Genomic DNA, 14,663 nt, shown 5'->3' with positions numbered 1-14,663 from the left:
ACGTATCCTGAATGGACTTCATGCTCGATGGTTGATTATATGCCCATTTCAGCTTCAGTATTCTATATCTTTTGTTAAACCCTTCTCCGTACGTTGAAGTTATCACTGATGAGCAGCCAGTTTTGGGGGAAGGCTAAGCCGAGCTTCCAATAACTCATTCCCCTTAAGTTCAATTCTTTGAGTAAATCGAATTTTGCCTGAATCGATCTGGCATCTTCAAACCACACCTCATGCTGCCTATCCTCGATATCGGTATAATTGAAGTGAGGGGCCTGTGCGGTTTCATCATACTCGATTGAAACATCATTGTCCGCCGCAATTTGGATGGCCTGCTGCGGACTCACGGCCTTGGCAATGGATCCCTGTACAAAAGGCAGGGTCCAATCATAGCCATATAGGTTTTGCCCCATCAGGATCTTGTTGGAAGGAATATCGGTGACGGCATATTCGAGGACATCCCGAACAGGTCCGATAGGTGACACTGCCATTGGCGGTCCGCCGCTATACCCCCATTCATATGTCATGATGATGACGAAGTCGACGATTTCACCATGTGCTTTATAGTCATGCGCCTCATACCATCGGCCTTTTTGCTCAGCACTTGTTTTAGGGGCCAGTGCCGTGGAAATGAACCATCCTTCCTTCTTGAAGCGATCCCTGGCTTTTCGGAGAAATTGATTATAGGCTTCTCTGTCGGCCGGCCGTAAATACTCAAAGTCAAAGTGGATATCCCGGAAACCATATTTCTTTGCCGTTGTAACGATATTGTTCAGGAACTTATTCTGAACGGAAGTATTCGTTAAGATGATCCGCCCGAGCTCATCGCTGAACTGGTCATTCTCCTGATTTGTGATTACCATCATCAGGACATTTTTATTTTCCCTGGCGATGGCAGGGAAGTCATCGAGTAATGGCTCTTTTAAGGAGCCGTCTCGCAGCGCCTGGAAGCTGAAAGGGGCTAAGTAGGTTAAATATGGCGCAGCTTCCCTGGCGGCCGTCACAAGGGCCGGTGCAACCGTCGTGCCCCTTGGCTCGACATAGCCGTTGAATTCGGCGGTCCTTTTCCTCCGTGCCGGAATATAAAGCCGGTATCCAACGGATAGGATTTGATTTTCGGAAATGCCATTTATATTTGCCAATTCTTGAACAGGAACATCAACCCTTTGGGAAATGGAATAAAGACTATCACCCGGTTGAACGAAATAATAACTGCCGACAATTGGAATGACAAGGGCCTGCCCCGAAACAAGATTATTTGGGTTAGGGATCTTATTTGATTCAACGAGCCTGTCAACGGTTACGCTGTACGTCTGGGCGATGCCATATAACGTCTGGCCTGGCCTAACCACATGTATTTGCAATTCTTTTCCCTCCTACTGAAAGTTTCCTAACAGTTTATGAGCATAAAAAGAAATTCATGATAAAGAGCTCAGGATTGGGAGAAACGTAAACAAAAAAATTCAATAAATTGGCAATAATAATTTAAGCTTAAAATGCTAATTAATATTAGTAGGAGGTGAAAAACACATGGCAAACAACAATAACAGCAATCAACTTTTAGTATCTGGTGCAGAACAAGCTCTACAACAAATGAAGAATGAAATCGCTAGTGAATTTGGTGTAAACCTAGGTGCTGACACTACTTCTCGCGCTAACGGATCTGTTGGTGGGGAAATCACAAAACGTTTGGTTCAAATGGCTGAACAACAACTAGGCGGTTCAAACTTCTCTCGTTAATTAATTGAATAAATATGGATTTGAAAGAGAAGGAGCATCGCTCCTTCTCTTTCGCATGGTTCAGCCATGTGACTGCCAAGCTTTTAAAATCTTGATTGCCCTTTCAGGGAAATCGGTCATGATGACGTCGACTCCCAACTCTGCCAGCCTGACGATGTCGGCTTCATCATTGGCGACCCAAGGCCGGATTTTATAACCGAGTTTTTTCGCTTTTTCTTTAACCGCTGGAGTCAGGCTGTTTTTATCTGGATGAAAACCCGATTCCTTTTTATCACGTAAGATTTCTTCGAAGTTTTCAGGAAGTCCCTCGAACAATAATGCCCGTTCAAGATCTGGGGCAAGCATCTTCACTTTTTCAATGGATTGATGGTTGAAGGAAGAGAGAATCACACGGTTTTCCATTCCATATTGACGAATTAAATCAATGATCTTCTGTTCGATTCCTTCATAAGCGAGTTTATCCGTCTTGATTTCTAAATTCATCAATAAAGCATTTCCCTTAGCCCAGTCGAAAACATCCACTAAAAAAGGAATCCGCTCTCCAAGGAATACATTGGAAAATTTGCTCCCGGCATCAGCCGTTTTCAGTTTTTGTGCCGAATGATCTTTTACATAACCAGTAAGGGTGGTCGTTCGATCAAGTGTTTCGTCATGGATGATGACCAATTCCCCGTCAGAACTGAGGTGGACATCGAACTCGATCCCCTCGGCCCCGATTTCTGCCGCCTTTTGAAAGGCTGCCATGGTATTTTCAGGATGCGTCCCCTTGGACCCTCTATGGGCGAAAATCAGTATGTTTTGCAAAATCATCACTTCCCCTTTAAACTTTATCTTGAACCCTATCATACATGTACGCTTGAATTGTTTCAGCAATGTTTAATAGACAATATTTTAAACAACGAGTAAAATACATATGATATTTCCATAAATAGGTGTTCGAAACATGAGGTGAATAAAATGAATATGTGGGAAATTTTTGTTGCAGTTATCCTTGGTCTTGTAGAAGGATTAACTGAATTTGCTCCTGTATCGTCAACAGGGCATATGATTATCGTCGATGATTTATGGCTGAATTCGAAAGAGCTTTTCGGGAGTGAAGTGGCTAATGCCTTTAAGGTGGTCATCCAGCTTGGTTCGATACTCGCCGTTGTGGTGCTCTTCTGGGGGCGATTCATGGACTTGCTTGGTTTAAGGAAGCTGAAAGGCACATCAGCTGGGAACGGCCAAAAGCTTAACCTATTGCAGATCATTGTCGGATTGTTGCCGGCGGGCGTTTTAGGTCTATTATTCGAAGATTATATTGATGATCATTTATTTACGATGAAGACGGTTATCGTCGGATTGTTCCTTGGCGCGTTTTTGATGATTGCTGCGGATAAATTCCGTCCAAAGCTGACTGCAGAGACGGTTGACCAAATCACTTATAAACAAGCCTTTGGTGTAGGGTTAATTCAATGTTTGTCACTATGGCCGGGATTTTCCCGTTCAGGTTCAACGATATCAGGCGGTGTACTATTAGGGATGAGCTATCGGGCTGCTTCCGATTTCACGTTCATCATGGCAGTGCCGATCATGGCTGGTGCCAGTCTCTTGAAAATCGTGAAATACTGGGATAGCTTCACGCCTGAAGTCCTGCCATTCTTTATTGCAGGTTTCATCAGTGCATTTATCTTTGCATTATTTTGTATCCGCTTTTTCTTGATTTTAATCAATAAAGTTAAATTGACTCCTTTTGCCATTTACCGGATAGTCTTGGCGGTTGTGCTTCTATTCATTATTTGGTAATACGAAATGAAGCTTGAAAGAGGAGAGGAACCACCCCGTTGATTCGGGGTGGTTTTTTGTGCGTCCGAAAATGAGTAGGATTCCCATGAAATTAATAACGAATGATAATTTAGTTTTTAAGTTTTTAATTCGTCATTATTGAGTGAAAACTCAATAAATCTTTTAATAATAAAAAAATATTCGGTTTTCAGTGCAGTTTCAGTCATAATTAGTAAAAAAAATATAAATAAAATAAAACTGCCTGAGCGTAATGATACCAACGTGTTTGAGTATTTTCCGGAATATTCAAATGATTACATAAACTATTTCCATATAATTTATATGATATAATTTTAGTATAAATAAAGTACATGTGTACACCTGGGGAGGACAACATGAGAAATGACCAATTGAAGAAAACGATTGGCTTTTGGGTTGGAACATCTATTGTAGTTGGTACAGTTATCGGTTCTGGTATTTTCATGAGACCTGGTGACGTGCTTGAATTGAGCGGTAATTCAACCATGGCCTTGTTAGCTTGGCTGATAGGCGGTCTGATTACCCTTGCAAGTGGGTTGACGATTGCGGAAGTGAGTACACGGATTCCTAAAACGGGCGGCTTATATGTCTATATGGAAGAAGTGTACGGTAAAGCATGGGGATTCCTGTGCGGCTGGGTTCAGACATTGGTATACGGACCTGCAGTCATGGGCGCACTCAGTTTATACTTCGGGTTATTAGTTGCAGGAATATTTAAGATCGCTTCAAGCTACTCTTTGGCGATAGGGATTCTTACGATTGTATTCATAGCAGGCATGAACTTGCTGGGGACAAAATACGGCGGTATCATCCAAACCTTATCGACAGTTGCTAAATTGATCCCTATCATTTTCATAGCGGTATTCGGTATCGCACAAGGTGATATGCCTGTATTCAATATCGATAGCGAAAGTTCAATGAAAATCAGTATGGCCGGTGCGATTTTGGCAACGCTCTGGGCGTATGATGGCTGGATGAATGTCGGCTTCATGGCAGGGGAAATGAAAAATCCGCAGAAAACGTTGCCGCGGGCTATCATAACGGGATTGGTCGTCGTCATGGTCGCTTACTTGGGTGTGAATCTTGCCATGCTTCATGTATTGGGGGCGGAGGGAGTCATAGCCCATGGTACGAATGCAGCGAATGTTGCAGCAACGCTTCTATTCGGTGAATTGGGCGGGAAATTGATATCGATCGGAATTGCGATTTCAATCTTCGGTTGTTTGAACGGAAAGCTTTTGACCTTTCCGCGCATTACCTTGGCGATGGCGACTGATAAAATGATGCCAGGCCATAAACAAATCGGAAAAATATCGCCCAAGTTCAAAACGCCTATAAATGCCACGGTATTGCAAGTGTTCATTGCAATCATCATGATGGTTGCAACAGACCCTGACAAACTTACCAATATGGCTGTTTTCTCTGTCTTCTGTTTTTATGGATTAGCCTTCTTTGCGGTCTTCATCTTACGCAGAAAAGATCCGGATGCAAAAACGTATAAAGTGCCGTTTTACCCATTCATCCCCATCGTGGCGATTGCTGGTGCAATATACATCGTTTTAAGCACGTTAATCCAAACACCTTTAAATGCCCTGTACTCAGTGATCATCCTCATTATCGGTATGCCAGTGTACTGGCTCCTTAAGAAAAGCGAGCGGGATGGTAAACGTTCAAATTAATGAAAAAACCTTCACTGCAAGCAGTGAAGGTTTTTTTAGTTGCTGGAATGAAATTTTCCCGTTAGATAGAAGTGGTGAAATAGACAACTCGGGAAGTTCGTATTAACATAGGGGGAAAGTTAAATAGTGAAAGGTCTGAACAAAAGTGAATTATATCGAGCCTGCTGGTAAATCATTCAGGAAAACGATCTTGGCTTTATTTCTCGGTAGCTTTGTAACGTTTGCGGATCTGTATAGTACCCAACCGGTCATCCCGGTTTTCGCAAAGCAATTTGGAGTCTCTCCTGCAATGGCAAGCCTTACATTATCTTTCGCGACTGGAACGCTTGCACTCTGTTTATTGCTTGTTTCTTTTTTCTCAGAAAATATCGATAGGAAAAAAATAATGGGGACGGCGCTCACTCTGTCTGCATTGTTATCCATATGTGTCAGCTTCATCCAGGATGATCTATACATCCTGATCGCAATTCGGGCGATTCAAGGAGCGGTGCTTGCAGGTTTCCCGGCCATTGCGATGGCCTATATCAATGAAGAGTTTCATCCGAAAAGCCTTGGCTATGTGATGGGGATCTATGTGAGTGGCTCGAGTATCGGCGGATTGGCTGGCAGGCTGATTGTCGGGGTGCTGACCGACCATTTCTCATGGAACATAGCGATTGGAAGCCTTGGAGCTTTAAGTTTGATCATCAGTCTGGCTTTTTGGTGGATGCTACCGCCTTCGCAGCATGCTGTCCGCTTACGGGTCTCATTATCGAGAATCAAAATCTCCCTTATCAATAACTTAAGGAATAACAGACTAGTACTCTTATTCGGCATGGCCTTCCTATTAATGGGCTCGTTCGTTACCGTTTATAACTTTGTGGGTATACCTTTAATGGGACCGCCATATCATTTATCACAGACATTGATTGGCTTCATATTCATAATCTATCTTGTGGGGACGTTTAGTTCAACATGGATGGGGAAGCTTGCCGATCAATATGGTCGGAGTGTTGTACTTCTTATCGGAATCGCAATCATGCTGATGGGCGCCCTGTTAACTTTATTGGACCCGCTTCTGCTGAAAATAATGGGGCTTGCCCTGTTTACATTTGGCTTTTTTGGAGCTCATTCCATTGCGAGCAGCTGGGTCGGCAGTTTGGCAGATAAGAGTGAAAAGGCACAAGCATCCGCATTATATCTCCTGTTTTACTATGCAGGATCAAGTATAGTTGGGGCATCAGGCGGTTTATTCCTGATGAAGTTCGGCTGGGGAGGGGTCATCTCGGCTGTATCCATTCTGATCCTCCTTGCTGCCGCTTGTGCGATGATGGTGGAAAAAGTGAAAATCGTTAAATAAAATGATCTTTTCTATCATGTTTTTCCGGAATCCTGAATATAATCTAGTGAAAATGGATATTGAATAATAGATTGATAAGAGAAGAGGGTATTAGATAGAGTGAAACGAAAAGCAGTAATTCTCATTGGGTTAATAGCCGTTTTAATTATATTATTCGTTGTATACTTAACAAGTCCGGGCAGATTGCATAAGGTGCAGATTGTTGAAAAATACTATCCGCATTTCTCCGATGGCAAGGCAGTCGGTTTTAAGACGAACGAAGTCATTGATGTGACGGAAACCGAAGAGGGATCCAATTGCGCAATGAAATTCGACAATGGGAAAACGTTTGAAATTGATTGTGACCGTTATTTAACATACAAAATTGATGAAACAGTCTATATTACTACTGAAGGGAACCATGTGGAAGAGATCCGGAGAAAAAGGTAGTGGCTTATCGATTTTTAATGACGAAAGAGCTGGGTTTGCTTAATGAACAACTCAGCTCTTTTATTTTTATCCCATTCAAAAAACCCAGGCCAATTTGGACTGGGTTTTTCATTTTTTATCTTTGTCTTTACTTTTATCCTTTTTATTACGCCGAAGTACATCCAAGATTCTGCGGCTGTTATTTTTACTGTTTATGAGTTCGACTAAATCGCTCATGTTTTCAGATTCGAAGTCTTGTTGATCTTTTTTCATGTTTATCCCTCCAAGTCATATATCATAATACCCTTATCATGAAAAGGGTAAACGTCTACTAGCATATTGGTAATAGAAGGATTTTATATCCTTAACCCTCGATTATTTGCTAAAATATGATAAAAGCCCTGTATGGGAGGTCCATATGGAAGAATTAAGAATGATTGGTGAAAAAATTGAAAAATTTAAATATATCTTAGTGGAGCATATCGAGTTGTTTGAAGAAGAGGAACCGCTCTATGATTTTGAAACGAGTAAAGAGGTACGGTCTAAACTTATTCAAATTCATGCAGATGCCTTGATTCATGGAAAGGCACAAGCGATGGAAAGCATGAAAATAACGGGTATGGAAATAGGGAAGCGCATCGTGGATATGGGCATTCCTTTAGATAAGAATATTGAGGAAGCTCAAGCGATGCGTAACCTTTTCTGGAGTTTCATTGAAGAAGAGGTAAGCAACCGATATTACTCCATTGAAATTCTGTTGAAGGCAAGCTCGATAATTGATGCAATCCTGGACCAGTTCATACACTGTGTGAGTATCAGTTACGTGAATCATTATAAAGAAATGGCGAAAATGGCAAACGATTCATTGCAGAAGATAAAGGAAAACCAAGAAGTCATGGAAGAATTGTCCACCCCGATTGTTCAGACCGTATTAAAGGATGTGCTGCTCTTACCGTTGATCGGACGCATTGACGATTGGAGAATGGAGTCGATGCAATCGACGGTTCTGCAAAAATGTGCAGATCTGCATGCGGAAGTATTGATCATGGATTTCTCGGGAATTACCTTTACGAAGGAAAGCGATATGCTCTCCCTGCTGGATCAATTAGTGGGGGCATTGGCCTTGATGGGAACGGAAACGATGTTTGTCGGTTTTACCCCTGATGCCGTGAAAGAAATCGTCAAACTTGATTTTGTAAATCAGGTAAAAGCCTTTCTATCGTTCAGGCAGGCCCTGGAATATCTGTTTAACCAAAGAGGGCTGGCTCTTCAGCCAGTATGATGGAGGTATCCTTTTTTAGGGTATCTTTTTTTCTATGTCAGGCTAACATTCCTGCTGCCCCCATATTTAATCGCCCATCGATATTTCTCCATGTTATAGTGAAGTGACGTGGACGGACATGTTGTTTTTTGATTTAAATTAAATGGGACATGTAAAGCGTGTAAGGAAGGTGGTTGAATAGTGTTTTTCAAGAAAAATGAAGAACCTGAACATTACGAAAAATGGTATTGTGTAGGAATCATGACGGATAATGGGCTGGAGGATGAAGAATATGATGTTTTGTCCAAACGCATCCTCGACTCGGTTCAAAATGTCTCGGTCATATCGGACTTGGTAAGGGTGGAATGGGATCGGGACAAATTGCAAGCCTTGAATGAACGTTTTGGGGACCCCTCACTTTCCGACCCATGTTTTATCGTTAATGAATTCATACCAGAGGATATAAAAAAGGAAAGAAAACTTCTGGAGAAAACTAATAAATGGAAGAGGATCTTTGGTCTCCTTTCCCCGATTGATTATATGGAAGCCGAGACGAAGGCGGCCCATGACTTTGATAAAGCCCTCTTTTATACAGACGATGCAGATAAAGTGATTGAATACATTATTGCAAATAGCTAGCATTCCCTGCCACATCGATACATTGTATCGGTGTTTTTGCATTTGATTTACTGTTTATCGGAGCAATTTCACGGTAATAATTCGACCTTGAGCGAGTTGATTCGACCTTGTGTGTAATAATTCGACGTTGCTCGGAATAATCCGTACTTGCACCTTGAAATAAAAAGAGAGAATGTGGGGAGGGTGGTAGGAAAGATGGAGTTAAACGCGGAATATCTTAAATAGAAAGAAAGAGAGTTTTAAGGGGAGAGGAAGATGAATCGATGGAAGTTGCCGTACCTCAGCAAAAGCCAAAACGGAAGTGGAGAAAGCGGGCGCTATGGAGTTTTGGAATCCTGATCATACTTTTGCTGTCTGTCTTGATTGCCGCAAATGTATTCCTTTCAAGAGCCTTGCCGGAAACGAAGGGGGAAATATCACTTCCAGGTCTTTTGAAACCGGTTACGGTGGTGAGGGATTCAAGAGGGGTCCCGCATATCAACGCAGCGAGTGAACATGATTTGTATTTAGCACAAGGATATATCCAAGCCCAGGACCGTTTATTTCAAATGGATTTAAGCAGGCGTCAGGCGTCAGGTAGATTAAGTGAAGTGATTGGTGAGAAAACCGTCAAAAATGATAAGTATTTCCGCACACTTGGTTTGAGGCGGGCGGCCGAAGCTTCTTATGCTGTATATTCAAGTGACGGAAAAGAAGCCTTGGATATGTTTGCCGAGGGGGTAAATCTTTATATCGATGAATTGAGGGAGAATGGGAAATGGCCGGCGGAGTTCACTCTGCTTGGATACGAACCGGAGCCTTGGACACCCGTCGATTCGCTGACCATAGGTAAATATATGGCCTTTGATTTAGGCGGGAACTGGGAAGATCAGGCGTTTAGGCAGTATTTGCTGCAAACGTTCCCAAAGGAAAAGGCATATGATTTATTTCCTGATTATCCAAAGAACGCCCCATATATCATCAGCAAGGATGAACTGGATATTGAAAAAAGTTTTGCAGGGGCCGTTATTCCTTATGAATTCAACGGCAGCAATAACTGGGTCGTTTCAGGCAAGAAAACGAAATCCGGTCAGCCGTTATTGGCGGATGATCCCCACCTGGGATTGGCTACACCGTCGGTTTGGTATCAAATGCATTTGGAGGCCCCGTCAGTCAATGTGAGCGGTGTCATTTTTGCCGGGATTCCGGGAATCATATTAGGCCATAACGAAGAGGTCGCTTGGGGTGTGACCAATACCGGTCCGGATGTTCAGGATCTGTATATTGAGAGGAGAAACCCGGAAAACGAGAAAGAATTCTCCTACAAAGGTAAATGGGAAAAAGCTGAAATCTTGGACGAACCCATCAAGGTGAAGGATGGGGAAACACTTGACTATCAAGTTACGGTTACCCGCCACGGACCCGTTGTCTCCGAGTTTGCCGGGAAAAGCGGAAAAGATACCGTGCTTGCCTTAAGGTGGACGGCACTTGAGCCATCTGCCGAGCTTGAAGCGGTACTGAATATGAATAAGGCGGGAAGCTGGAAAGAATTCGAAAAAGCCCTTTTGAAATTCGAAACGCCGGCACAGAATTTCGTCTTTGCCTCAGCCGATGGGACCATTGCCTATAAGGCGAATGGGAAAATCCCAATCCGGAAAAAAGGTGATAGTATGCTGCCTGTACCCGGCTGGACGGATGAATTTGAGTGGAAAGGCTATATTCCCTTTGATCAACTTCCAAAAACGGTGAATCCAAAAGAGGGATTCATTTCGACAGCGAATAATAAAGTCATCTCGGATGATTACCCTTACCATATCAGCAATAACTGGGCACAGCCATACCGCCAGATGAGGATACAGGAGTTTTTAAAGGCGAATAAAAAGCTTACGGCCGAGGATATGCAAAGCCTGCAGATGGATAAAGTGAATTTGCAAGCTAAGGAGTTTGTTCCTCGATTCGTTGAGGTATTGAAGGGTCCATCTGGGAAACAGGAAGCCCAGGCACTGACGATTCTGAAGAAATGGAATCATATCGATTCCGCTGATGAAGCGGCACCTATGATTTTTAATGTCTGGATGCGAAATATAGGGGATGTCCTGCTTAAAGAAGAAATACCGGAAGAAACCCTCAACCTTTTTAATGGAAGGCGTTCGGCCATTGATGAACTGCTAAGGCGGGCACTGGACGGTAAGCCGGGCCCTTGGATTGAAGATGCAGGCGGACTTGAGCAGGTGCTTGCCAAGTCGTTACAGGTGACGTTAACGGAACTGGCAGAATCACAAGGTGACGATATAGCTGATTGGGAATGGGGAGACTATCATCAGGTCAGGTTTAACCACCCGCTATCAAGTGTCGCCCCGTTACATTATTTATTTAACGGCGGCGGCGGCATTCCGGTAGGCGGCAGCAGTGTCACCGTACAGGCGGCGGCATTTTTAGATGATGGAACCGTTAATCACGGTGGCTCCTGGCGATTCGTCATCGACCTAGCCGACATGAAACAAGGATATCACCTTGTTGGACCGGGTCAATCAGGTAACGTTAAAAGTGAGTGGTATCACGATCAGCTTGATGATTGGGCAGAGGGTACTTATCACAAAACCACGATGGACGATCCAAAAGGGGATAAGCTGATATTGAAACCATCAAACTGAGATTCAAAAAAAGTACCAAGTCCAGCAGCTTTCTCTGGACTTGGTACTTTTTCATTGTTTTTGCTTAGTCAGGAATTCTGCAAGGAACTCCTCAAAATTAGGGGCTTCGATTGCTGCGATTTTTTCATATGATTCAATGATCTTGAGTTTAATTTCTTGCTCCAGATCATTCCGGTCTTGATAGTTCGTATTTTTTAATGATTTTTTTATTTTAGGATTCAAAGAGTCGATCAGGTCCAACAATTCTTCTTTTGACAGTTTTTTATCCACAATGGCTTTTCTCCTTTCTAACATATACCTCATCCATATAGTGCTTTCGAAGTTTTTTAAGAGCTTGTTTACGGATGCTTGAGATATTCTGTGGCGACTCCTGGAAATAGGCAGCGATTTCCTTGTTGGATAGGCCGTAGGAAAAGATCATGGTCAGCACCAGGCTTTGTTTGGCTGTTAACTTCTTCAAGGCTTTTATCATCTCTTCATCACTTATGTGTGAAGCGAGTTCATTCGATTCCCCCATCTTTTCAAGTTGAACATCCAAGGTGCCGATTCGATCGATCAATCCGCCAGTATCCCTTGGTGTCGCATCAAGTACCATTCGATAGCGTTCCCGTTGCTTCCGTGCCCTTTTATCAAAATCAACAGAGAAAAAGTAAATTAAGGAGCACATGTATTTGTATACTTTAGCCCGGTAGTAGAAAATTTTGAAAGTCTCGTTGAGATGATCAATGTTGTGGGAAGAAGGGGAATCAAGAGTTTCAGTGAAAATCTTTAAATGCTCTGGGTTCTGTAAGAATAATTGAATGATCGGTTGTGCAAAGAAAGATGAGTACTGTTGCTGCAGAAACTCCAATGAATGAGAAAAAAAATGAGAAGTTAATTGGTTCATTGTTATCCCTCCTTTTATTAATAAAGTGATAGACAAGGGGAATAAATCAATTATATAGGAACATTCGTTCTTTTTTCCATAAATCAATAGTGCTAGATTGATTTTTTTTGACAAGTTTCACTTTAGATATCAGATACAAGAAAAGGGGTGAAGAGGATGATGATTGAGGATGCTACTATGTGGGTTTCATTAGTTAGCGAATTTGGCTATCCATTCGTCGTTTCTATGTTTTTGCTCTTCCGCTTCGGTAAACAATTAAAAGAACTGACAACGGACGTAGAGAACTTAAAAAAGTCCGCTCATAAAACGAAAAAACGATAACCTCAGGACGTAAGTGCCGGATGGTAAACACCGAATTTCGGATTCTATACTAAAAAGGGTCCGGAATTCGGGTATAAAGAAATGGGTACTAACTGATTCAAGCTTTTGTTAAATCCCTCCCTTAACCTAAAATAAAATAATAATAAACCATTATTTGGAATATAGCACAAAATAGGTAAAAAATAATCGTCATTTGGAATCATTTTACTGCTATAATTCATCCGTCAATGGAATTAGATAGGAAATCCTCCCCTCGTAGGATTTTAGTTTTATGGATTAAAGTGAAAATACTTTTAAAAAAACAACATTCATCAATAAACTTCTGAATAGTTTGCGGCACCCAAGTAAAAGGGTGCTGCTTTTCTTATTTTTTGGTAATAAACTGATAATATGGAAAAGGGGTGGCAAATTTGAAAAATGAACAGCTGGAAGATATTCGGATCCTGCAGCAAGAATGTGAACGGGAAGGTTTTACGTTAAAACTGAATTGGGAAACGCTTCGCAGTCGAAATGGTGTTCATAAGAATGATTTTCTCCACTATGATGGATTGAAGCTTGTTGGTTTTCTTGGTCTTTACGATTTTGGAAACAAAGCGGAGATATGCGGGATGGTGCACCCCGACTACCGGAGGCAAGGCATTTTTACTAAGCTGCTGGAAGAGGCGATAAGGAGTGCCGTGGAGCGCAACTATAAGGTGATTCTCTTGAACTCACCTGCTCAATCACATTCTGGGACAGAATTTTTGAAACAGCTCCCATGTGAGTTTGCTTTTTCAGAGTTTCAAATGAAGTGGTCCGAAACGGAGCTTGATGATTATGATGATGCAGTCGTTCGCCCTTCACGGAGAGATGATGAGGAAACGGAAATTCAGCTGGATATTCAATGTTTCCGATTTACGAAACGAGAGGCGAAGGATTATTATCAGCGCATCCTTTATGAGGATACTCTGAAAACCATGATGATTGAAAAGGGCGGCCGCGCAGTCGGTAAGATCCGTGTTGATCACTCAGGCCGGGAAGCGTGGATTTATGGATTTTCCATTTTGCCAAAATACCAGGGAAAAGGACTTGGAAGAAAGGCATTGAAAAAGGTTGTAGCCGAACAATGCCAGCTGGGATATGATATTTTTCTCGAGGTCGAGGCGACTAATGAGCATGCGTTAAGACTCTATGAATCTTGTGGCTTCAAAACGATTCAAAGACAGGATTATTATCAATACAAAGGCTGAAGGGAATTTGACGACAAAGAGTGTTAGGGGGGCTGGGAAGGATGTTGACATTATTCAATTATAACTGGCAGGTGAGAAGGGAATGGATCAAGTGGTGCCGATCCTTACCGAATGAGGAGCTGAAACGGCAGCGTACGGGAGGGATGGGCAATATATTGCGGACACTTGCCCATATTATCGATGTCGAATGCAGCTGGATCAGGGCCATACAAGGGAGGCCTGATGTCGCGATCGATTTGGACGCTTATGATACGATCGGAAAAGTGGAGGATTTATCTAACCAATATCACTCAGAGATCATGGACTATTTGAACTCGGATGCAATTGAAGAAGGGCATGGAATGGTTCAGCCATCCTGGATGGAGGGGACATATGAAAAAGGCAGGATATTGCGCCATCTCATAGCGCACGAAATTCACCATATAGGCCAGCTGTCCATCTGGTCGAGGGAGATGGGCATCGAACCGGTATCCGCCAGTTTAATAGATCGGGATTTATAAGTTTGCCGTTTCAAAGGGTTTCCCTGAAAAAAGAGCGTAAGGAACATATTTGAATCCATACGATGTTAGCAGGCTGGTTCATTTTCATGGGCCAGCTTTCTCTATCAGGGGAGATTCTCCCTAAGGATACAAAGGGATTCTATGATGATTTATATACATGATTGAAGGTATATCGAGCTAGGCGCTCTGGATGGAAATGAGTAAAAAGTACCATTTATTCAAAATTCA

General features: G+C 42.4%; 16 protein-coding genes. 11 read left to right on the top strand and 5 right to left on the bottom strand.

The window, feature by feature from the left end; genetic code table 11:
* Positions 1 to 74 precede the first annotated feature (74 nt).
* Positions 75 to 1,361: a glycosyl hydrolase family 18 protein gene (locus NYE65_RS10225; protein WP_230135028.1), complete on the bottom strand. Its 1,287-nt coding sequence runs from the start codon at positions 1,359 to 1,361 to the stop codon at positions 75 to 77.
* Positions 1,362 to 1,527: 166 nt separating this feature from the next.
* On the opposite strand from NYE65_RS10225, the gene NYE65_RS10220 reads away from it, so the two are divergent.
* Positions 1,528 to 1,737 carry an alpha/beta-type small acid-soluble spore protein gene (locus tag NYE65_RS10220; RefSeq protein WP_034310322.1) on the top strand — a complete coding sequence of 70 codons (210 nt, stop codon included), beginning with the start codon at positions 1,528 to 1,530 and terminating at the stop codon, positions 1,735 to 1,737.
* 60 nt (positions 1,738 to 1,797) lie between these two features.
* Here the strand turns inward: NYE65_RS10220 and NYE65_RS10215 are convergent, their stop codons facing one another.
* Positions 1,798 to 2,541, bottom strand: a complete 744-nt coding sequence (locus tag NYE65_RS10215; protein ID WP_340860882.1) for a glycerophosphodiester phosphodiesterase — start codon at positions 2,539 to 2,541, stop codon at positions 1,798 to 1,800.
* A gap of 153 nt (positions 2,542 to 2,694) precedes the next feature.
* Here NYE65_RS10215 and NYE65_RS10210 point away from each other — a divergent pair, with 153 nt between their 5' ends.
* From NYE65_RS10210 to NYE65_RS10195, 4 genes are all read left to right on the top strand, one after another.
* On the top strand, positions 2,695 to 3,522 hold the full coding sequence (locus tag NYE65_RS10210) for an undecaprenyl-diphosphate phosphatase (protein ID WP_057278017.1): 828 nt from the start codon (positions 2,695 to 2,697) through the stop codon (positions 3,520 to 3,522).
* 374 nt (positions 3,523 to 3,896) lie between these two features.
* Complete coding sequence (locus NYE65_RS10205) at positions 3,897 to 5,219, top strand: APC family permease (RefSeq protein WP_063574788.1); 1,323 nt, start codon at positions 3,897 to 3,899, stop codon at positions 5,217 to 5,219.
* A 145-nt stretch (positions 5,220 to 5,364) separates the two neighbouring features.
* A complete protein-coding gene (locus tag NYE65_RS10200) occupies positions 5,365 to 6,558 on the top strand; it encodes an MFS transporter (protein ID WP_340860881.1) in 1,194 nt (397 codons plus the stop codon).
* Positions 6,559 to 6,657: 99 nt separating this feature from the next.
* Positions 6,658 to 6,987, top strand: coding sequence for a hypothetical protein (locus NYE65_RS10195; RefSeq protein ID WP_034310337.1), 330 nt, complete (start codon positions 6,658 to 6,660; stop codon positions 6,985 to 6,987).
* Positions 6,988 to 7,095: 108 nt separating this feature from the next.
* On the opposite strand, the gene NYE65_RS10190 is transcribed toward NYE65_RS10195, so the two are convergent.
* Positions 7,096 to 7,239 (bottom strand): hypothetical protein, encoded by a 144-nt coding sequence (locus NYE65_RS10190; protein WP_174878688.1) that lies wholly within the window; start codon positions 7,237 to 7,239, stop codon positions 7,096 to 7,098.
* 145 nt (positions 7,240 to 7,384) lie between these two features.
* On the opposite strand from NYE65_RS10190, the gene NYE65_RS10185 reads away from it, so the two are divergent.
* The 3 genes from NYE65_RS10185 (at position 7,385) to NYE65_RS10175 (ending at position 11,499) form a co-directional block, all read left to right on the top strand.
* Entirely contained in the window at positions 7,385 to 8,248 is an 864-nt protein-coding gene (locus tag NYE65_RS10185) for an STAS domain-containing protein (protein WP_340860880.1), read from the top strand.
* Between the two features lie 180 nt (positions 8,249 to 8,428).
* Positions 8,429 to 8,866, top strand: coding sequence for a hypothetical protein (locus NYE65_RS10180; RefSeq protein ID WP_340860879.1), 438 nt, complete (start codon positions 8,429 to 8,431; stop codon positions 8,864 to 8,866).
* A gap of 263 nt (positions 8,867 to 9,129) precedes the next feature.
* A complete protein-coding gene (locus NYE65_RS10175) occupies positions 9,130 to 11,499 on the top strand; it encodes a penicillin acylase family protein (protein ID WP_340860878.1) in 2,370 nt (789 codons plus the stop codon).
* Positions 11,500 to 11,550: 51 nt separating this feature from the next.
* Here the strand turns inward: NYE65_RS10175 and NYE65_RS10170 are convergent, their stop codons facing one another.
* Positions 11,551 to 11,769 (bottom strand): hypothetical protein, encoded by a 219-nt coding sequence (locus NYE65_RS10170; protein WP_048678007.1) that lies wholly within the window; start codon positions 11,767 to 11,769, stop codon positions 11,551 to 11,553.
* Entirely contained in the window at positions 11,762 to 12,385 is a 624-nt protein-coding gene (locus NYE65_RS10165; RefSeq protein ID WP_048678006.1) for a sigma-70 family RNA polymerase sigma factor, read from the bottom strand. Before NYE65_RS10165 ends, NYE65_RS10170 begins: the two co-directional genes overlap by 8 nt.
* Positions 12,386 to 12,541: 156 nt before the next feature.
* Here NYE65_RS10165 and NYE65_RS10160 point away from each other — a divergent pair, with 156 nt between their 5' ends.
* From NYE65_RS10160 to NYE65_RS10150, 3 genes are all read left to right on the top strand, one after another.
* Positions 12,542 to 12,706, top strand: a complete 165-nt coding sequence (locus NYE65_RS10160; RefSeq protein WP_081088496.1) for a YvrJ family protein — start codon at positions 12,542 to 12,544, stop codon at positions 12,704 to 12,706.
* A gap of 401 nt (positions 12,707 to 13,107) precedes the next feature.
* Positions 13,108 to 13,935, top strand: a complete 828-nt coding sequence (locus tag NYE65_RS10155) for a GNAT family N-acetyltransferase (protein WP_412102270.1) — start codon at positions 13,108 to 13,110, stop codon at positions 13,933 to 13,935.
* Between the two features lie 41 nt (positions 13,936 to 13,976).
* Positions 13,977 to 14,435 (top strand): DinB family protein, encoded by a 459-nt coding sequence (locus NYE65_RS10150; RefSeq protein WP_328177342.1) that lies wholly within the window; start codon positions 13,977 to 13,979, stop codon positions 14,433 to 14,435.
* The last annotated feature ends 228 nt before the right edge of the window (positions 14,436 to 14,663 follow it).

It is taken from the genome of Peribacillus sp. FSL R5-0717, assembly GCF_038002945.1.
GTDB classification, from domain to species: domain Bacteria; phylum Bacillota; class Bacilli; order Bacillales; family DSM-1321; genus Peribacillus; species Peribacillus frigoritolerans.
The sequence above is the reverse complement of the archived record's forward strand: the minus strand, read 5'-3'. Positions and strand labels throughout refer to the sequence as shown.

Bases quoted from the DNA above. Each gene is read 5' to 3' on its own strand.
- NYE65_RS10220 (WP_034310322.1), top strand. From the start codon at position 1,528: ATGGCAAACAACAATAACAGCAATCAACTTTTAGTATCTGGTGCAGAA.
- NYE65_RS10210 (WP_057278017.1), top strand. From the start codon at position 2,695: ATGAATATGTGGGAAATTTTTGTTGCAGTTATCCTTGGTCTTGTAGAA.
- NYE65_RS10205 (WP_063574788.1), top strand. From the start codon at position 3,897: ATGAGAAATGACCAATTGAAGAAAACGATTGGCTTTTGGGTTGGAACA.
- NYE65_RS10190 (WP_174878688.1), bottom strand. From the start codon at position 7,239: ATGAAAAAAGATCAACAAGACTTCGAATCTGAAAACATGAGCGATTTA.
- NYE65_RS10185 (WP_340860880.1), top strand. From the start codon at position 7,385: ATGGAAGAATTAAGAATGATTGGTGAAAAAATTGAAAAATTTAAATAT.
- NYE65_RS10175 (WP_340860878.1), top strand. From the start codon at position 9,130: ATGGAAGTTGCCGTACCTCAGCAAAAGCCAAAACGGAAGTGGAGAAAG.
- NYE65_RS10165 (WP_048678006.1), bottom strand. From the start codon at position 12,385: ATGAACCAATTAACTTCTCATTTTTTTTCTCATTCATTGGAGTTTCTG.
- NYE65_RS10160 (WP_081088496.1), top strand. From the start codon at position 12,542: ATGATGATTGAGGATGCTACTATGTGGGTTTCATTAGTTAGCGAATTT.
- NYE65_RS10150 (WP_328177342.1), top strand. From the start codon at position 13,977: ATGTTGACATTATTCAATTATAACTGGCAGGTGAGAAGGGAATGGATC.